Below are 20455 nucleotides of genomic sequence, written 5' to 3'. Positions count from 1 at the left end.
TCAGGTTCATCAATAAAAAAATAAAAACTCAATTTTAGACTAGGAGAAAGTCATGGAAAATTGGACAACCGTATGCAGCACCAGCGATCTAACCCCAAACGGGGGAATTTGCGCCAAAGTAGACGATAACCAAGTGGCTATTTTTTACTGCAAGCGCAGCGACACGCTTTATGGGCTCTCTAATTACGACCCTATCGGCAAGGCGAATGTGATGTCACGTGGTATAATTGGTTCATTAAGCGGTGAGCCTTACGTAGCCTCACCCTTATACAAGCAGCATTACCACTTAGAAACTGGCGCGTGCCTTGAACAACCTGATCTCAAGCTTGTGAAATTTGAAGTTCGCAAGCAAGGAGAACAGGTTCAGGTTCTCGCACCGCTTGCTATCGCCAGTTAACTAAACGCCGACATCATCATGTAAACGCTTTATCAGCGTGAGCAATTTCGGCACAGGGTTTAGCCACATTAATGCGTTCGAATTTCGGAAGTAACGCACGAGCTAAAGCCGGGTAATTTTCCAGATTTAAAGGATTTAAACCATGGATAACACAAAATTTTCGCTGCTTTCATTTACGGGTAAGATGAAAACCTTACACCTAAGTTGGATGGCCTTTTTTATCACCTTTGTTGTGTGGTTCAACTTTGCCCCACTACTGCAAATGGTAAAAACGTCGCTTGGTCTTTCTACTGAAGAGATCAAAACACTGCTTATTCTCAACGTTGCATTGACCATTCCGGCGCGTGTCGCCATTGGTATGTTAACCGACAGATACGGCCCAAGATTGGTCTACTCTTCGCTACTCGCGGTCTGTTCAATCCCTTGTTTTATGTTTGCTCTGGCAGACTCTTTCATTCAAGCAGCGATTGCTCGTTTCCTACTTGGCTTCATTGGCGCTGGCTTCGTTGTCGGTATTCGCCTTGTGTCTGAGTGGTTCCCACACAATGAACTGGGTACGGCAGAAGGTATTTACGGCGGTTGGGGTAACTTCGGTTCAGCAGCAGCGGCGTTCACACTTCCAACTCTCGCTCTAGCGTTTGGTGGTGAAGACGGCTGGCGTTATGCGGTCGGTATTACCGGCGTAATGAGCTTAGCGTTCTCGTTTATCTTCTACAAAAACGTGTCAGATACACCAAAAGGTTCGACTTACTTCAAGCCTGCTCAAGTAACAGCAATGGAAGTGACATCAAAGGGTGACTTTTTCTTCCTACTTATTATGAAGATCCCTATGTATGCCGCTTTAGCGCTACTGACTTGGAAGCTATCACCAAGCAACATCAACATGTTGTCTGACATGGCGGTTTACTCTGTGTATGCAGGTTTAGCAGCACTTTACGTGTACGAAGTGTCGCAAGTTTGGAAAGTAAACAAGAACGTATTTAAAGAAGAAGTGCCTGAGATTCACCAGTACAAGTTCAAGCAAGTAGCGGTACTTAACGTATTGTACTTCGCAACATTTGGTTCTGAACTGGCTGTGGTTTCTATGCTGCCACTGTTCTTCTCTGAAACCTTTGAATTAACACCGGTTCTTGCAGGTATGGTTGCATCGGCTTATGCCTTTATGAACCTAATGTCTCGCCCAGGTGGTGGTTGGATTTCAGATAAATTCGGTCGTAAACCAACACTGCTTATTCTAACGATTGGTCTTGCTGTGGGTTACTTCGCAATGGGTCAAGTCGACAGCACATGGCCTGTATGGCTAGCGGTTGTTGCGGCGATGGCGTGTTCTTTCTTCGTGCAAGCGGGTGAAGGTGCGGTATTCGCAACTGTTCCTCTAATCAAGCGTCGTATGACAGGTCAAATTGCAGGTATGACGGGCGCTTACGGTAACGTGGGTGCAGTAGTTTACCTAACTGTGTTGTCATTCGTGAGCTACCAAACCTTCTTCTTAGTGATTGCTGCAACAGCGGTACTTGGCTTTGTGACTCTACTGTTCATGGAAGAGCCTAACGGTCAAATCGCCGAAGTAAACGACGATGGCAGTGTCACGCTGATTAATGTTTCAAGCTAGGTCTGTACTATGAAGCATTGATATTATTGAATCGGGAGAAGCACCTTAGCGGATACATCAATGCTAGGTGCTTCGTTCAAAGGCTCTAAGTTCACTAGGGCTTTTGTTCTTCCTAGGATGTTCTGTCAAGGAAGCGGGAAGAAGAACAGTTAAGAAGAAGATCAGTTATGACAATTTCATTCAGCCAAGGGCAAGTCGTCACGCCAGAATCCAACAACCAGTTAACGCTTAAGTTTGGTGGTTATTCGAATAAAGGCATACGTGATGAAAATCAAGACGCCATCATTGTAAAGCACCCCAAAACTCGTACTGAGCAAGAGTTTAAAGGCAGTGTTGCCTGTATTGCAGACGGGGCAAGTTGCAGTGAATACGGCCAGAAAGCCAGTCACACCAGCGTGATGCAGTTTATCGACGACTATTACGCAACTCCCCAAAGCTGGAGCATTCAACGTTCGGCGCAAAAGGTCTTAACGTCCCTCAATTCTTGGCTCTTCAACACGTCTGTTTCTAATATTCATCCCGCACAACAAGTGAACCACAATGCCCTCGTTTCGACGTTCAGCAGCGTGATATTAAAATCAAACACCGCACATATATTCCACGTTGGCGACAGCCGCATTTACTTACTCAGAGATGGAGAATTACGCCAACTGACCCGCGACCACACCCGTAAGAACATGGGACAGAAGCATTACTTAACACGCGCCTTAGGCATGGACAACCAACTCAACGTTGACTATCAAACCCTGCCTATCAAGAAAAACGACTGCTTTATCCTGACATCTGATGGCGTGCACGAGTTTGTCTCTCCCAACACCTTCAAGGAACACATCGACAAACCCGGAGCGGATTTCGAATACGCGGCACAAACCATCTGTAACACGGCTTTAAGCCACAATAGCTCGGATAACGTGAGCTGCTTGATTGTGCAAGTCAGCCATCTGCCTAAACCTTCGCTGATTGAGTTCCATGAGAAGCTGGCTAAACGTGCTATCCCACCCGCTTTAAAGCTCGGGCAAAGTATCGACAACTTCATGGTACTTGAGGTGTTGTATGCAGGATCTAGAAGCCATGTGTATCGTGTGATGCAGAAAGAGACACAAACCGAGTTCGTGCTGAAAGTCCCTTCCGTTCAATATCACGATAGCCCTTCGCAACTCAGAGCTTTCTTTAATGAACAATGGGCGGGGATCTTGTTAAAAAACAAGAGAGTAATGAAGGTTTACCCGACGCCAGAGAACTCGCAATTCTTATACCAAATCTGCGAATGGGTTGAAGGCATCACGCTAAGACAATGGATGTACGACAATCCAAAACCGTCACTCAATGAAGTACGCGACATACTAGAAAAGATCACTCAAGGCATTCGAGTACTGCAACGTGCAGACATGGTGCACCGAGACTTAAAGCCGGAAAACATCATGATTCAACGTGATGGTGAGGTAAAAATCATCGACCTTGGTGCAGTGTTAGTGAGAGGCCTTGAAGAGGGAGAGCTCACTGACAAGGACGACACACCATTAGGCGCGGTCAATTACATTGCACCCGAGACCATCAAGCACAACAGCGCGACCACCAGCTCTGATCTGTTCTCTATCGCTGTAATCGGCTATGAGATGCTAACCGGTGAATTACCCTACTCTGAAATGACCGCACAATCGCTTAAGCAATCTCGTCACCATCAATGGGAATACCAACCCATCACACAGAAACGAGCTGACTTACCAAGCTGGGTGGATTTGGTATTACAAAAAGCCTGCGCGGAATCACCAAGCGAACGTCATCAAGTGTTGGGGGATTTTGTGGCAGACCTTTACACACCAAACCAAAGCTTGGTGAAAAGCAAAGCCAAGCAACCTTTGATAAACCGAAACCCGATCCAGTTTTGGAAAGTGTTGGCTTTGTTGCTCGGCATTGTTGCGGTCGTAGAACTGGGGTTATTGTTAAACCCAAGCTAGATACGTTTACGAATTAGCCTAATATAACCGCGTTTAGCCTCGTTTCACTAAGCTTCTTGGCACGAGTTCAATGCCAGCTTGGTAACGCTTAGCCGATGCATTCAGCGCCAAAGCAAAAGCGCTGTCGGCAATTACTTCAAACTGCTGAGGCAGTGAATGGACTTTAAAAGGCAAGAAGTCGAGCAGTCGGTTATCACCAAAGGTTGCCAGTTTTACTTGATTAATCAGCTCTGGCTTTTCAACCATCACATCCAACACACCCTCTAACAAAGTGTAAGACATAGTCACAATCGCATCAGGCACCGTGCCTTTAGCTATCCAGTCTTCAAAAACCTCGCGCCCTGATTCTCGGTCAAAGTGCTCGCCATAACCGACAACCATCGGCTTGTTTTCGGTTAACCCTGTTTGTTGAGTATGTGCTTTATTCGCCGCTTGAAAACCCAACTGACGTTCACGTGAAATGTTCAGATCAGGCAGTGCACCAATCAAACCAACACTATGAATACTGTCATCAAGAATCGAATGCGTCAGTTCAAATGCAGCCTCGAAATCTTCACTGATCACACAGGCAAAGTGCTCATCATCTAAAGGACGATCTATCGCGATGACTGGCGTGCCTGAGTTTTGCAGTTTCAAGTAGAACTCATTGGCGTCTGGCATTGAGCTCGCCACCAGCAAGGCATCGATACGACGGCTAACAAGCGCTTCCGCAACTTTACGTTCGGTTTCGGCGTCATCATCTGAGCAACCAATCAAAATTTGATAACCCACTTTACGTGAGTTCTGCTCTATCAATTTTGCTAAACGCGCGTAACTGCTGTTTTCCAGATCGGGAATAATCAAACCAAATGAACGGCTATTACCAGCGCGCAGCGACGAAGCAGCATGGTCTGGTCGGTAGTTATACTCTTCCACCACTGCCATGACTTTCTGCTGTGTCTTTTCACTGATTCTGTATTTCTGCGCCTTGCCATTAATCACATAGCTGGCTGTGGTTTTCGACACACCGGCTAGTTTGGCAATCTCATCTAGTGTCATATGGGTGACCTGTATTTTGTGCGTAGGATCATATAACCAATCTTCTGATCCTTGGATTAGTTGAATTATATGCTGAATCGATTCAGTATAAAAGCTGAAAGGATTCAGCAAAATCTGAAAAGTGACTTCAATCATCCTTTTGAATGGATTGAGCGTCATTTGTCGTGATTCAGCTTCTTGTTGTTAACGAAACTGGAATTACGACACGCAGCAAAACTATTTTGAAAACCAAAATCGGCTTTGCTGAATTTTTTTACACTGAATGCTGAACCGATTCAGCTAATGTAAAACAAAGAGTTAAGCAACGAGCCAAGCTCCATAAATCTTGCTCTAGACTGAATCGTAGCGATACACAAATTCTCAAGCGATACGCTAAAGAGGCACCATGCTTAAATTATCAAAATCTGACATCACTCTAGGCCAAACTGCCGAAGACAAATTCAAAGCAATCCAAAACATTGCTGGCGACCTGACAGCTAAAGGCTTAGTTGACTCTGGTTACGTTGAAGGAATGCTGAACCGTGAAAACCAGAACTCTACGTTCCTAGGTAACGGCATCGCGATTCCTCACGGAACAACAGATACTCGTGGCCTAGTGAAAGAGACAGGCGTTGCGGTACACCACTTCCCTGAAGGTATTGATTGGGCAGACGGCAACCGTGTTTACGTTGCGATTGGTATTGCAGCTAAATCTGACGAGCACTTAGGCATTCTTAAGCAGCTAACGAAAGTGCTAGCAGCTGACGGTGTTGAAGAGAAATTAAAGCAAGCGAAATCAGAAGACGAAATCATCGCCCTACTTAACGGCGAAGTTCAGCTAGAAGCAGACCTAGACGCTTCTTTAGTTCAGCTACTATTCCCTGCGAGCGACATGGTTCAAATGTCTGCAGTTGCGGGCGGCCTACTTAAAAACACAGGTTGCACAGACAACGCATTCGTTGCTGACCTGGTAACGAAAACACCAACTCACCTAGGCCAAGGCCTGTGGTTGTTGGGCAGCGACAAAGGTGTAACTCGCACTGGCGTATCTTTCGTTTCAACAGCCAACCATTGTGAATACGAAGGTACACCAGTTAAAGCATTGGTCGCATTTGCTGCTTGTAACAGCGCGCACCAATCTATTCTGGCAAACCTAAGCAAGATGGTTTTCGAAGGTAAACAGCAACAACTGCTAGCCGCTGACGCAGCGCAAGTGATTGGCCTTCTGAAAGGTGAAGCGGTTTCTACAGCCTCTCAAGACGATGACAACTGCGCAGTATTCAAAATCAAAAACGCACACGGCCTACACGCTCGTCCGGGTGCAATGCTAGTTGCTGAAGCGAAGAAGTTTGAATCAACGATCCGCGTTTCAAACCTAGATGGCGACGGAAAAGAAGTGAACGCGAAGAGCTTGATGAAAGTCATCGCGCTTGGCGTTAAACACGGCCACCAGCTTCAGTTTGTTGCTGAAGGTGAAGATGCAGCACAAGCACTTGAATCGATTGGTAAGGCTATCGCTTCAGGCCTTGGCGAAGGTTAAGGAATCGATATGTCTGATAAACAAATCAAAGCCGTTACCGTAACGCTTAACCCTGCTCTAGACCTGACAGGCGCTATCGACGCACTAAATGTAGGTTCAGTTAGCCTAGTAAACAAAGGCTCTCTGCATGCAGCGGGCAAAGGCGTAAACGTCGCAAAAGTTCTTTCAGAGCTTGGCGCGAAAGTGACCGTAACAGGTTTCCTTGGTCGCAATAACGAAGAAGCGTTCTGCCAACTGTTTGAAGAGATGGGCGCAACTGACCGCTTCATCCGTGTTGATGGCGCAACTCGCATTAACGTGAAATTGGTAGAGAATTCAGGCCAAGTAAGCGACATCAACTTCCCAGGTGTTCCTGTTGATGCTGACGCGATTAAAGCGTTCGAAGAAACCCTATTAGAACTTGCTGAAACGCACGATTATTTCGTCATTGCAGGCAGCTTGCCACAAGGCATCTCTCCTGAGCTTTGCGCTTCTTGGGTTCAACGCTTACACGATTTAGGTAAGAAGGTGCTATTTGATAGCAGCCGTGACGCACTTAAAGCCGGTATCAATGCACAGCCTTGGTTAATTAAGCCAAACGATGAAGAGCTTTCTCAGCTATTCAATGCAGAACTGACAACACGTGACCAATGCCAACACGCAGGCCAAGCCCTAAGTGAAAAAGGCATCGATAACATCGTGGTATCACTTGGCGCTGAAGGCGTGATGTGGCTAAACCAAGGTGAATGGTTACATGCTCAACCGCCGCGTATGCAAGTGGTAAGCACGGTAGGCGCAGGTGACACCTTAGTCGCTGGCCTATGTTGGGGTCACATGCAACAGATGCCAAAACCAGAACTTATTAAATTCGCAACCGCCCTATCTGCTCTAGCAGTTTCACAGGTAGGCGTGGGCATCACCAGCCAACAAGAGCTGGATTCAGTACTACAAAATATCCAATTACAGTCGCTTAGTGCTCCAACTAGCCAGTTAGACACAAGCAAATAGGACAAAAGGTTTATTATGAATATTACCATTATCACAGCTTGCCCTAGTGGCGTAGCAAACAGCATCATCGCCGCAGGCTTGTTAGAGCAAGCGACAAAAGCACTGGGTTGGAACGCCGCTATTGAATGTCAATCAAGCGTTCTACCAGACTCAACCGTATCGCAAGACACTATCGACAGCAGCGATGTTGTGGTTATCGCAGCTAACACCAACGTTGATAAAGCGCGCTTTGTCGGTAAGAAAGTGTACCAAGCGGCTATCTCGGAATGCACTGCTGATGCAAAAGCATTTCTAGAGAAAGCGACAACAGAAGCAACAGTACTAGACGCTTCTCAAGTTGAAACTGCAGTTGAAGTTACTGGCACCTCTCCAAACTCTTCTACAACAGCAAGCACAGGCAGCAAAAAAATCGTAGCGATTACGGCTTGCCCAACGGGCGTTGCACACACCTTTATGGCAGCTGAAGCGCTTGAAGCAGAAGGCAAACGCCTAGGTCACCAAATCAAAGTGGAAACTCGCGGCTCTGTAGGTGCGAAAAACCAACTGACAGACCAAGAAATCGCAGACGCTGATCTAGTTATCATCGCAGCAGACATCGACGTTCCTCTGGATCGTTTTAACGGCAAAGCGCTGTACAAAACTACAACAAGCCCTGCTTTGAAGAAAACAAAGCAAGAGATGGAAAAAGCATTCGCAGAAGCTAAACCATACCAACACACAGCGTCTTCAAATTCAGCGCCTGCTGACGAGAAGAAAGGCGTATACAAGCACCTGATGACAGGTGTATCTCACATGCTTCCTGTGGTTGTTGCGGGTGGTTTGATCATCGCACTCTCTTTCGTATTCGGTATCGAAGCGTTTAAAGAAGAAGGCACACTGGCAGCAGCACTGATGACTATCGGTGGTGGTTCTGCATTCGCACTGATGATTCCTGTTCTTGCTGGTTTCATTGCATTCTCGATTGCCGACCGTCCGGGTCTGGCTCCAGGTCTAATTGGCGGTATGCTGGCTAGCTCAACGGGCGCAGGTTTCCTAGGTGGTATCGCGGCAGGTTTCATTGCAGGTTACGCAGCGAAATTCATTGCCGACAAGGTTCAACTTCCACAGTCCATGGAAGCCCTCAAGCCAATCCTGATCATTCCGTTTATCGCGAGTTTGTTCACTGGTCTTGTGATGGTTTACATCGTAGGTGGTCCTGTTTCTGGCGTAATGAGCGCAATGACAGACTTCCTAAACAACATGGGTACGTCTAATGCGATTCTTCTAGGTGTGATTCTAGGCGCAATGATGTGTTTCGACCTTGGTGGTCCGGTAAACAAAGCCGCTTACACATTCGGTGTTGGTCTACTGGCTTCGCAAACTTACGCACCAATGGCGGCTATCATGGCAGCAGGTATGGTTCCAGCTCTAGGTATGGGCCTTGCGACTTTCCTAGTGAAAGACAAGTTTGAAGCAGGCGAGCGTGAAGCAGGTAAAGCATCATTCGTTCTTGGCCTATGTTTCATCTCTGAAGGTGCAATCCCATTCGCAGCGAAAGATCCAATGCGTGTTATCCCAGCTTGTATGGCAGGTGGTGCACTAACAGGTGCTCTATCAATGATGTTTGGTGCACAGCTAATGGCTCCACACGGCGGTCTATTCGTACTACTGATTCCTGGCGCTATCTCTCCAGTACTTATGTACCTAGTAGCGATTGCAGCAGGTACGCTAGTAACAGGCTTTGGCTACGCAGCACTTAAAAAGATGAGCGGCTCTAAAGTAACGGCAGAGGCTTAATCCCCCTACTCTGGTTAACGGTTCAGCCCGATAACCAGAGGCTCTTGATAACCGGTTTCTTGGTAAAACGGCTCCTTAAAACAAAGGCTCCTCATTTGAGGAGCCTTTTTATTGTTCATGTATTTTCCGGTCGGAATGAGTTAAGTGCAATATTGGTATATTTGATTAGCTAGTAAGCGTTTCTTCAAAGACACCCAATTCACGACCAAGCCAGATCGCTCGTACTGTGTGATCCAAAGTTTCTTCACCGCCAGTTACAGGGTGAATAAGCACCGACATATCACCGCGTTCTTGCTCAAGCCATTCAACAATGCCCGACTCTTTGTTCGCAAAGTGAATCTCAAACATTGGCATCTTATGTGGACCAACCAAACGCTGTATTAATGGGAAAACCTCTAATACATCTTTACGTTCCGCTAAAATTTTCTGACGCAGTGTTTCTGCTTGCTCTGCAAATCGCAGAGGGAAATAGATATGACCGTGGTACATGGCACCATCCTTTAGAATTATGATGCGAACAGTTTAACCTGCTTTCTCTAGCAAGGACAGTCAACCAATGGCAGCCGAAGTATTAAACATCATGTAGAAGACTGATCTAGCTGAAATTTCTAGAGCATTCCAACAAAAACGCCACACGTAGTTTCAGTGTGGCGTTTGTTTTTAAGCTATAAAATGCTTTAGCAATAATTAGCGTTAGTAAATTGAATCAACATTCAAAGGACTGTTGTTTGGTTTCTCTAGTTTTAATTGTTCAACCGCACTAAGACCTTTAGAGCTAATTCCGCCACTATAAGACTTCGTGCCATCAGCATTAGTCATGGACGTTTCGCCCACGTTCCAACCTTCAAAGAAGTCACTTAAGTCATAGTTTGAAACATAAGAAGCGCACACCATCATTAGGTCTCCACCAGAAAGCCCAGTCTCGCTAGCACTACAATAGTTCGTATTCGAGTCGCCTTCTCTATCACCTCGAGCTTTACGGTGCATAAGTTTGAACATGTTCCAGCCTTCATCTTCACCATACACATCAGATTGGCTTGCGCCGCGTGTATACCAATCATCAATTGCAAAGTTCGATTTTGCCCAGATTTTTAGCTGACCAAACATAACTAATCGTAAACCTGCATCACCATGTGACCACGCATGTTCATTATTAAGCTCTAGCCATTTAGGTGCTTTCTTAATATCCGATTTAATACGATCCATTTCAGGGTTTGCATTGCGCCCCTCTAACTCCTGCATATACAACGCAAGAAGGTTATTGGTCACTTCTGTACTACCAGCCGCAAGGAAAGGAGCTGATGCTAAGTTGTGACCAACTTCATGCCACAACAACCAATCGTTCACAGGGTTGGTTGGAATGTATGTCCGATTTGCGTTAAAGCTTGAATTCATCACTGGGTAGCCAGAGTGAGCAGCGCCAATCGAAATCTGCACGTCATTCACAAAACGATGGCGGAACGCATTCAGTTCTGGATAAGTGAACCTACGGTGTAAACCAGTGCTTTGTTTCTCATCACGCCCGTAGAAGTCACTTGCCGCTTCAGCGAATCGATTCATATCTGTTGCGAATTGGTTCAAATCAGCGGATTCTAGATTCCTGATTGGTGTAGTGTAAATAAATGAACCCGTATCGATTTCTGCAATTGGCGCGTCTGCCGATTGAATAGTGTTAATCCACTGTCCCTCTTTCCACCAAGCCGCTTTTAACGCGCCATCAATGCTAAACGAGACTTCACCAAGCTCTTTTACTTTCGGTTGAATGTAAATAAGGCCACCATATGGAACCTTGAAAGTTAAGCTCGAACCATTGTAGTCAAAGCTGGTTTGCATACGTGGAGGGCGTTTCAAACTCGTTTCGTGATTCGGCTTACCTGTAAGATCATCCGCGATCATCACAGTAATCGTAGCTGCCACGCCATCTTGAATGGTTACTTCTTGTAATTGAGGTGCCCACTGACCTGTCGATTGATTGTTTCCTGCCGAATACGTCACCGCTTTACCGTTGGTCTGAACCATTACCGTACTTGACGAAGATGCCCCCGAAGTTCGACCCGGATACATTGTGGTATCAACAACGATTTCATGATCCCAGAATGAGCGCCCCAACATAATACGAGTCAGAGGTTTCTCCATGTAATTTAATGGATAGCTAGGATTCAACTGCCCAGATAACTCACCTTCGCCATGAATCATTCCATTAGCGACTAACGACGCTTTTAGGTCAACAGGACACTGTGCATCCATTGTGTCTGTTTGATGTAAGTCTTCGGTATAACAGTTAAGGAACTGAACAGCCTGCTTGAACCCCAACTCATCTTGTATTTCTGTTTCAAAATGGTATGCGTTGTCATTCCACATCCAAACAGACAGGTTATCAAACGCTTGATTCAATTCGCTGTTAGACAGACGCTTACCTTGAGTACCTTTTGTTCTATAGTAAATTTCATGCTCATAAAGCGCCGTAAAGTTAGTGCCCAAGTTCGCCGCTTTAACCATGCTACCAACAACAGCTTCACTTACTTCATAGCGATCAAAGTCTGCGCGATGATAAGCACCACGAACAGTAACACCGTCTCCAGAACGAGTCTCAATACAGTTAAATTCATATTCATAATCGTTTGTACAAAGATCAGTTCCAACAAATGCAGATTGCAGTTCTTTGATCGCCGCTTCACGCTCTTCTGCCGATTCAACAAAGATACGTGCGGATTTTTTCTCCATTACTGTTACACCAGACGCATCAAGCACTGGCTTCCCTTCAGCGTCTAACTTAGTAACCTCATAAGTCGGGATCTCAAACTTAATCTTGGACTCATCTTTGAACCACTCAACCGTACCATCTTGATTTACCGTGAATGGAGGCTCTCCTTGGTTATCTTGAAAACGCTCAAGAACCACCATTTCCTTTTGACTCTTCACGTGAAGATTAGGATAAGGTGCTTGGCAGTAATAAGAGCTACCGCAGAAAGCTTGGTTTGTCGGGGTAACGTTTTCACCACCAAGAGATACACCTACGGCATCTGCCAAGCGTCCAACAGGTTCAGGATTAGTCGTTTGAATCGCATCCATAAACAAGATATTGCCACCGTCATTAACATAGTTAATAAGAGCCGTAATATCGTCTTGGTTTAAGTTCGGGTTATCCAAGTCAGCAACAAACTGGTTAGTCATGCCATCTTGAACCAACTTAGGTGGGTATGCCTGAAGGATCAAAATCGGCGTAGTACTCGCATCTAAACCATCAAAGTCACCTGAACCACGCTTTTCTACTGACGCAAAACCATACTGAGGACTAACAAAAAACGTGTACTGCTTACCCATTGTGGAGTGGTGATAAGCCGAATAGGCTTGGTCAATATTGGTCACTGCATTCATCCCAGCAATAGGCAAACCATTATTGAACCACTCAAACAAGTTCGAGAAAAACAACCTCATGCTGCCTTGGTCATCATGTAGTAGGTTTTCAAACGTCGAAACAGTGCACTGTTGTTTGTTGCTGTCGATATGTAATGTGCGATTAGCCCAATAATTCTCTGGGCATGACAGAATACTTGGATATAAGCCATTGCCCATGAACACGACCTTACCTTTGCCTATCTCGCCTGCAGTAACGAATGGGAAACCATAAGTCGCGTTGTCTTCAGAGACTAAAGGAATCGGAGGCATCGAGATACTTGGGTGTTGTGCGATGTAAGGCTTACCTTCACGAGTCCAAGCCTGTTGCTCACCAAAATAAAGCTGACGGTTTTTATCAGTTCTTGGCATCATCACAGGGAATGCTCTGTTCGATATGTTCAGAGCTCGCATACCACGGGTATACCCCGTCGCACCGTAAAAACTACCATTGTCATTGAAAACATGGAATGTGGTGACGTTGTGGAAGATTTGCTGCAGAGACTCCGTAACATACTGACCAGAATCCATAGATAAAACGGCAGGTTGACGAACATAATCCATAAACTGAGGCGTTTGGCGCAGCTGCTCATCGATTACTGCCGTTAACCCTTGGCTAAACTGACCAACAAACTCATTAGGAAGTTCAAAGTCTGTACCCTCTATTAATCCCCCATTTGGCAGAGTTAGGTTGATCAGTTCATTTATAACGTTAGGGTACTTTGAAAAGGTACCTTGGACTTCTTCAGATATCTCATAATGACTTACATGATCAAGCGCGTAGCGCTCTAGTAATGACTGGATATTCGCTTTCTCAACCACATTATTGGTCACATCAGACAATTTATAAGCAATCTGATTACCCGTAATGGAGCCAAACTCAAACGTATCAATACCAAAAACGATTCTGTCGCCCCACAGGTACTCAAAGACTCCCTCTTCATCCGTCACGCCCGTCGCGTTAGCCGAAAAGAAACTGATCCCAGAAATCGGCGTACCATTAGCGTCTGTAAGCTTACTGCGAGTTAACACCTTACCTTCAACACTTGGCTTATAAGCATAGGTAGACTCCGCGTCTGCAGAAACAAAACCAGCGTTAAGGTTATTGTCCGCATTAGGGTCAACCGCAGGAACAACAGTTGTGTCTACGTGTGAACTAGGAGCCTTACCTACTTCATCTGTAGACTCCTCTTCTTTCGATGAAAAGTACGCATCGACAGCATCTTGATCATCAAGCTGCGAGAACACACCTTCAATATCAAAAGCATCCAGTTCTTTTAAACAGATAGCACTTTCAGTCTCACAAACATCAATTGATTCGAGTACCTTGGTAACGTTGTCTCCATGTAATTCTGTCAACTCAAATGCCGCATGAAGCGCATCATTTGAAATCGTGCTTTCTGTGACTTCGGGGAAAGGAGCCGTGAAATCACCTAAAGTAAGGTGACCCAAGGTACAACTAAAACTCACGCCTTGTTTTACACTGAACGTTCCGTTTTCAAGATGAATGCCGTCACAGTACACATCTCCAGAAACAAACGCCCCGCTCGACAACAGTGAACCGATGTAAGTTGTTGGGGGAATAATATCTGTTGGTGGAATAATGTCAGTCGGCGGAAGAATATCCGTTGGTGGAACAATATCTGTCGGAGGAAGAATGTCCGTTGGTGGTACAATATCTGTTGGAGGAGCCGTATCAGGGCCACCACTATAGCTTAGTGAGTCGTGATTACACCCTAAAAGAGCCGTGGATATGATAGCCAACGCAATTAAGTTTTTTTTCATTGAGCGAAGTTAGTCGTAATTTAAAGTGGACCGTTATCTTATAGATTTACTCCACCTCGATGACTATTGTTTTTTGTCTTAACCACAAAGACCATTACTCATAAGCGATTGAATAAGAAAAACAAAATGATAATTGAGGCTCTCATTCCAATTACAAAACCTCTCCCTACCTTAAAACGGAAAAACGCCATATCTCGATTGAGATATGGCGTTTCAATTAGCCATTAACATTAAGACCGATAGGGTATATCTGCCAAAAACACGTTCAAAAAAGAACTAAGGCTTAAGCTTTAAAACTCGGTCAATGTCTTCTGCAGAGTGGCGCTCTGGTACTTGCTCCCACTCTTCGCCAAATGAACGGTTAACCACTCGGCCGCGTTGGAAGCCTTCGCGCGCTTCTAGTTGCTTCGCCCAGCGCACAACGTTGGTGTATGACTCAACTTGTAGAAACTCGGCCGCATCGTAAATTTTGCCTAGCACAAGGTTGCCATACCAAGGCCAAATCGCGATATCAGCGATGCTTAACTCGTCACCCGCCACAAATGTGTTATTTGCGAGCTGTTTGTCTAACACATCTAGTTGACGCTTAGCTTCCATTGCGAAGCGGTTAATTGGGTACTCTTGCTTTTCATCCGCGTAAGCGTAGAAGTGGCCGAAACCACCGCCTAGGAATGGTGCCGAGCCTTGTGCCCAGAACAACCAGTTAATGGTTTGCGTTCTTGCTGCCCCTTTTTTTGGTAAGAAGTGACCAAATTTTTCTGCTAGATGCATCAAGATAGATGCCGATTCGAATACATTCACGTCTTCGTCACCAGACTTGTCGACAAGTGCTGGTATTTTGGAGTTTGGATTCACGCCAACAAAGCCAGAAGAGAACTGATCAGCCTCACCGATGTTGATCAAGTACGCATCATATTCAGCTTCTTTAACACCCGCCGCTAACAACTCTTCCAGCAAGATAGTGACTTTTTGACCGTTAGGTGTGCCAAGAGAATACAATTGAAAAGCATGGTCACCAACAGGAAGCTCTTTATCAAAGCGAGCTCCAGATTCAGGACTATTGATGTTTGCCCACTTGTTACCACCAGCAGTATCGTTAACCCAAACTTTTGGCGGAGTGTATTGTTCTGACATGATATTTCCTTATTAATATAGGGTCTCACAAACTGATATTAGGTCACATGCCTGCGGTTAAAACCCCTGAATACGATTTATTTTCAAACTGTTAAGCATGGCTTATTCCAGAAAGACATAACCCGCTTAAGCGTTAGTGTGTAGAAGGTAAGTCTGTATTCAAACTTCAATCTAATATCGATAAGTCCACTGCATCATTTAGCAATGATTTTACGAACGACATACCGACAGCTTCAAGAAAGCTGTGATAAAATCGGGATATTACAATTGATAAGGATTTGGCAATGTCTTCTGATTTCACAGGTTCGAGTGCAGCGTATGCTCGCCAAGAGAAAGGCTACCGCGAAAAAGCACTAAAACTGTACCCTTGGGTTTGTGGTAAATGTGCGCGCGAATTTGTTTACTCAAACCTCCGAGAGCTTACCGTTCACCACGTGGATCACGACCATACAAACAACCCTGAAGATGGCAGCAACTGGGAGCTACTGTGCCTGTACTGTCACGATCATGAGCATTCAAAATACACTGACCATGAGCGTTATGGTGTGGATGCAAAAGCGAGTTTAGATGATCATCAGTCAGCGACACACAACCCGTTCGCCGATCTCGCTAAGATGATGAAGAAATAACACACCTTCAGAGTAGTCTTTGGTAGATGGTAACTGCTAGATAATAGATACATAACAAGTAACCCCAGTATGTCACCATACTGGGGTTTCTTTTATCTGCCGTCATAACCAAATAATAGAGTTCAGGTAGGCAGGATCAAAAAAGCCTTCCGAAGAAGGCTTTTTAAGAATCAAATCGAATTATGCTGCCGCTTGCTTGCGAGACTCTTCTACCTTCTTAGCGCGTTGTTTTAGCGTCAATTTATCGCGGTATGCAAACCAAACGTAAGACACAACCACTAAGAAGAACAGGTATGACAATGAGAAAATGAACGGCGATTGAATGATATCGTTCGAGATACCCCAAGAAACACCGATAACAGTCACTGCAATTTTCGCAAAAAAGCCACACATCAATAGCACTAATGCCAACTGTGGGAAACGCGTACTGCGGAATGCAAGCCAGTAGCAACTACCAACTGCTAGAGCCGCAACATAGAAGCCGAATAGGAAAGAGTGAATATGGTCAGCTGCCGCTACACCACCAGAAATTGACATCAATAAAATTAAAAACAGTTTCATAATACTCGCCTCACCATAAGTTGGAAACGCATCCTTTCAAATTTGGAATCTCAGTTTGCATACTATTTTCCCACTTTTTACGGACAACACAACCCCTCCAATCGAACAAAATGTAAGCAAAAGTACTAACAAAAATCGCCCTTAACAATTGCTTAACATTCTGTTTTTAATAAAACTCCGTTACTCCTTGTCTCATATGAACAAAGCGCTGTTACGATTTATTTTGTTACACAAATTTAACCTTGGAAATTAATTAAAATTATTTGTAACTCTGTGATATCCGCACGCAATACGCGTCTATTCAAAAACCATCACCTCAAAATCCCTGAAATAATAAGAAGACAGAGCGAAAAAGAACAAAATAGAGAGGTGTTAAAAACATTTCAAAAACCAATGAAAAACAACTTATTAACAAATTGAATTTAATTTACCAAAAATGGAAAAAGAGATTCCAATCACTTTTTAATTGGTTATAATCCGCGCTCTTTTGCGCTATCTGTTGATAAACGCAAACTAATTTTGAAGAAACAATCACAATAACCCGTCTTTAGTTAAGTGGCTCTCCACTAACCGATGACAAAACTGAGAATAAAAATGAGCAAGATTGATAAAGCAACACGTATCCTGCTAGCAGGCTTCTGTATCAACCTTTGTCTTGGCATCCTGTATGCTTGGAGTGTATTTAACAAAGCGCTAGTAACTGAAGCTGGTTGGAGTGCTGCTGAAGCATCTTCACCTTACGCTATTGCAACTATCACATTCTCTGTTTGTCTTCTTGTTGCGGGCATCCTACAAGACCGTATGGGTCCACGTAAGATCCTTATCCTAGGTACAGCGCTTACAGGCCTAGGTATGATTGCTTCTGGTTTCGCTACAACGCCTATGATGCTGAACATCACGTTCGGTATTATAACAGGTGCAGGTATCGGCTTCGGTTACGCATGTCTGTCTCCATCAGCAATGAAGTGGTTCCACTCTTCTAAGAAAGGTATGGTTAACGGTCTTATCGCAGCAGGCTTCGGTCTTGCGGCTATTTACCTAGCACCAGTAACTTCTGCGCTAATCGACAGCATGGGTATCCAAACTAGCTTTATGATTCTTGGTGTTGGTGTACTTGCAATCGCAGTACCTCTAGCAGCAACAATCAACAACCCACCAGCGGATTACACGCCAGCTGAGCCTAAAGTAAAAGCAGGCCAAGCTCCTAAAGCGGTTAAGAAGACTGAAGACCTTACTTGGAAAGTAATGCTGAAGACTCCTCAGTTCTACTCTCTATGGATCATGTACGCATTCGCTGCATCTGTTGGTCTAATGATCATCGGTAACATCACTACAATTGCTAGCGTTCAAGCTAACCTGCCAAACGCAGTTTACCTAGCGTCTATCCTTGCAGTATTCAACTCAGGCGGCCGTGTTGCTGCGGGTATGCTTGCAGATAAAATCGGTGGCGTACGTACTCTACTTCTAGCGTTCATCCTTCAAGGCGCGAACATGGCTCTATTCGCTACGTTCAACTCTGAATTCACGCTAATCATTGGTACGGCTATCGCAGCGGTTGGTTACGGTACGCTTCTAGCAGTATTCCCAACACTAACTGCTGAGTTCTACGGCCTGAAAAACTACGGTACTAACTACGGCGTGCTTTACACGGCATGGGGTATCGGCGGCGCTATCGGTGCAGCAGTTGTTGGCTTCTCAATGTCAAACGGCGAAGGTTACGGCCTAGCTTACACAATCTCTGCAGTTATGATGGCAGTGTGTATTGTTCTAGCAATCATCACTAAACCAATCTCTGAAGCTAAAGTTGCAGAACTAAAAGCATCACAAGCTTAATCAACAGAAAAGATTGAATTTGTTACTGAAGAGCTTAACCTTAGGGTTAGGCTCTTTTTGTATCAAGCGACTTCTCCATTGACGACCGAAACCACTCTTCAGCTCTCCCCCACTTATTATCTCGACAACTTCAATCGACTGGTTGAACACGCTCAAACGCTCTACCCCGATCTTCTGAGTGATGATGAATGTCGTTGGTTGTCCGCATACAAACGTCTTTATGTTTCAAGCCAATGCCTAATGGTTCGTTTGCTTTCTCGTAAAGGCCGTTGGTTTCGCAGCGATAAACTCAACTATGTTGAGATCCCAGATCTAAAGACCGAACTGCAAGAGCTAAACAGCTCAGGCTTCATTGGGTTGAGTCATCCCGAAGAACAGCATGACCTCGCCATTAGTGAGGTCGAGCTCGGGTTTCACTTGCTCACCAAACCAGAGCTGTTGAGTGTATTCCCCGCCCTTAAGAGCCATAGAAATGCCAAGAAAGACGAGCTGTTGTTACGGCTTGATCAGCAACCTTTTGATCAATTTCAAAACCTCTCTTTCGACTGTATTTACGTCATCGAATCTCAAGTGATTGATGTATTACTGTTGCTGTTCTTTGCCAACACCTATCAAGACTTAAGTCAGTTCGTGTTAAGCGACCTTGGGCTAAACACCTTTGAGAACTACCCATTAAGCAAGCAACACCGCTTCTTCACCTCAGGGATCAGCTCAATCAATTAATCCAGATGCGCGATATTCAACGCTTGTATTCAGAAGGTGACCGCAAAGATGGCGAGTTTCTGGAACTGCTTTTAAATGCGATTCCTGAAGAATCAGAACACAGAAGTATTGCCAGAAAACGATCGCGTTTGATCAATGATATTGCTCGCGATCTTGAAAGGCTTAATCTAAACGACCAAGCTATCTTTTGGTTCAGACAATCTACACTTCCTCCGAGCAGAGAACGACTTGCACGCATCTATGATAAGCAAGGTACGCTAGACTTAATGTGTGACATTGTCACGCAAATGAAAGCTACTCCATCGGATGTGTCAGAGTTGGAAATCGCTATTAAGCTTGAAGACCGGCTGCTACGGAAACAGGGGCACAAAGTTTCACGAACCATAAAGCCGAGCTGCAAAGAGTTAAAACTGGAATTAGACCTCAGCCAAACTCGAGTCGAGCTTGCGGTAAAGCAGCATTTTGAGAACCAAGGTTGGGACGTCTATTTTTCAGAAAACAGTTTTCTGTGTGGCTTGTTTGGTTTGGCTTTCTGGGATGTCATTTTCGCAGACGTTGAAGGCGCCTTTATCAATCGTTACCAACATCGACCATTGGATCTGTACCATTCAGATTTCGTAGACAAGCGAGCCGAACAGATTGAAGCCGTGTTTCAAACGATATCCAGACATGGGCTGAACCATTTTCTTGATACTTACGATGAAAAGCAAGGTATCGCGAACCCCTTTGTTCATTGGAATTATCTTCCTAAAGCACTCATCGAACACGGCATGGCTTCAATTCCAAATGCCTTGGTTGTAGACCTCTTCAAAGTGATATTGAGTGACTTAAAGCTATTTAGAACTGGGATGCCGGATTTGATTGCGTTCAAGGGCGATGAGTTTCATTGGATTGAAGTCAAAGGCCCTGGCGATAAACTGCAAGACAACCAGTGGCGCTGGATCAAAGAGTTTGAGCGATTGCCTGTCCCCTTCTCTGTTTGTTACGTCAATCAATGAGTCTTAGCTCTTAACTCTTAACTGCTAGCTTTTAGCTCTTGGGACTTAAATCTAGCTAAGTCTAAACACCAATTTCTGAGCACTAGCGAGTGACGCGCATCGACAAGTC

Annotated in this window: 13 protein-coding genes and 1 pseudogene; 9 read left to right on the top strand and 5 right to left on the bottom strand. The window is 44.9% G+C overall.

Translation table 11 applies throughout. The features are described from left to right. Positions 1–52 precede the first annotated feature (52 nt). From nirD to AB4482_RS16440, 3 genes are all read left to right on the top strand, one after another. Positions 53–397, top strand: a complete 345-nt coding sequence (gene nirD, locus AB4482_RS16450; protein WP_372181219.1) for a nitrite reductase small subunit NirD — start codon at positions 53–55, stop codon at positions 395–397. A gap of 142 nt (positions 398–539) precedes the next feature. Beyond that, a complete protein-coding gene (locus AB4482_RS16445) occupies positions 540–2009 on the top strand; it encodes a NarK family nitrate/nitrite MFS transporter (RefSeq protein ID WP_372181217.1) in 1470 nt (489 codons plus the stop codon). A 167-nt stretch (positions 2010–2176) separates the two neighbouring features. Beyond that, positions 2177–3967, top strand: a complete 1791-nt coding sequence (locus tag AB4482_RS16440; protein ID WP_136982141.1) for a bifunctional protein-serine/threonine kinase/phosphatase — start codon at positions 2177–2179, stop codon at positions 3965–3967. 33 nt (positions 3968–4000) lie between these two features. Here the strand turns inward: AB4482_RS16440 and cra are convergent, their stop codons facing one another. Continuing rightward, positions 4001–5005 carry a catabolite repressor/activator gene (gene cra, locus AB4482_RS16435; RefSeq protein ID WP_136982142.1) on the bottom strand — a complete coding sequence of 335 codons (1005 nt, stop codon included), beginning with the start codon at positions 5003–5005 and terminating at the stop codon, positions 4001–4003. A 385-nt stretch (positions 5006–5390) separates the two neighbouring features. Here cra and fruB point away from each other — a divergent pair, with 385 nt between their 5' ends. Genes fruB through fruA form a run of 3 tightly spaced genes read left to right on the top strand, consistent with a single transcriptional unit; the run spans position 5391 to position 9287 of the window. After that, the gene (gene fruB, locus AB4482_RS16430) at positions 5391–6524 is read left to right on the top strand and encodes a fused PTS fructose transporter subunit IIA/HPr protein (protein WP_017067036.1); all 1134 of its coding nucleotides are present in this window, start codon (positions 5391–5393) and stop codon (positions 6522–6524) included. A gap of 9 nt (positions 6525–6533) precedes the next feature. Continuing rightward, positions 6534–7511 (top strand): 1-phosphofructokinase, encoded by a 978-nt coding sequence (pfkB, locus tag AB4482_RS16425; RefSeq protein WP_372155165.1) that lies wholly within the window; start codon positions 6534–6536, stop codon positions 7509–7511. 15 nt (positions 7512–7526) lie between these two features. Then, entirely contained in the window at positions 7527–9287 is a 1761-nt protein-coding gene (gene fruA, locus AB4482_RS16420; protein WP_372181214.1) for a PTS fructose transporter subunit IIBC, read from the top strand. Between the two features lie 165 nt (positions 9288–9452). Here the strand turns inward: fruA and AB4482_RS16415 are convergent, their stop codons facing one another. From AB4482_RS16415 to yghU, 3 genes are all read right to left on the bottom strand, one after another. After that, positions 9453–9776, bottom strand: a complete 324-nt coding sequence (locus AB4482_RS16415) for a DOPA 4,5-dioxygenase family protein (protein WP_017060873.1) — start codon at positions 9774–9776, stop codon at positions 9453–9455. 204 nt (positions 9777–9980) lie between these two features. Continuing rightward, positions 9981–14468 (bottom strand): SslE/AcfD family lipoprotein zinc metalloprotease, encoded by a 4488-nt coding sequence (locus AB4482_RS16410; protein WP_372181213.1) that lies wholly within the window; start codon positions 14466–14468, stop codon positions 9981–9983. 276 nt (positions 14469–14744) lie between these two features. After that, positions 14745–15602: a glutathione-dependent disulfide-bond oxidoreductase gene (gene yghU / locus AB4482_RS16405; RefSeq protein ID WP_372111645.1), complete on the bottom strand. Its 858-nt coding sequence runs from the start codon at positions 15600–15602 to the stop codon at positions 14745–14747. Between the two features lie 284 nt (positions 15603–15886). Between yghU and AB4482_RS16400 the strand changes: the two genes are divergently transcribed. After that, positions 15887–16231 carry a YajD family HNH nuclease gene (locus AB4482_RS16400; RefSeq protein ID WP_017060876.1) on the top strand — a complete coding sequence of 115 codons (345 nt, stop codon included), beginning with the start codon at positions 15887–15889 and terminating at the stop codon, positions 16229–16231. 180 nt (positions 16232–16411) lie between these two features. Here the strand turns inward: AB4482_RS16400 and AB4482_RS16395 are convergent, their stop codons facing one another. Beyond that, the gene (locus AB4482_RS16395) at positions 16412–16792 is read right to left on the bottom strand and encodes a hypothetical protein (RefSeq protein WP_017064770.1); all 381 of its coding nucleotides are present in this window, start codon (positions 16790–16792) and stop codon (positions 16412–16414) included. Positions 16793–17386: 594 nt separating this feature from the next. On the opposite strand from AB4482_RS16395, the gene AB4482_RS16390 reads away from it, so the two are divergent. Next, positions 17387–18625 carry an OFA family MFS transporter gene (locus tag AB4482_RS16390; RefSeq protein ID WP_017067032.1) on the top strand — a complete coding sequence of 413 codons (1239 nt, stop codon included), beginning with the start codon at positions 17387–17389 and terminating at the stop codon, positions 18623–18625. Positions 18626–18682: 57 nt separating this feature from the next. Further along, positions 18683–20346, top strand: a pseudogene (locus AB4482_RS16385) (VRR-NUC domain-containing protein). Positions 20347–20455 lie beyond the last annotated feature (109 nt).

The sequence above is a fragment of the Vibrio sp. 10N.222.55.C7 genome (assembly GCF_041473335.1).
In the GTDB taxonomy this organism is placed as follows: Bacteria; Pseudomonadota; Gammaproteobacteria; order Enterobacterales; family Vibrionaceae; genus Vibrio; species Vibrio crassostreae_C.
The sequence above is the reverse complement of the archived record's forward strand: the minus strand, read 5'-3'. Positions and strand labels throughout refer to the sequence as shown.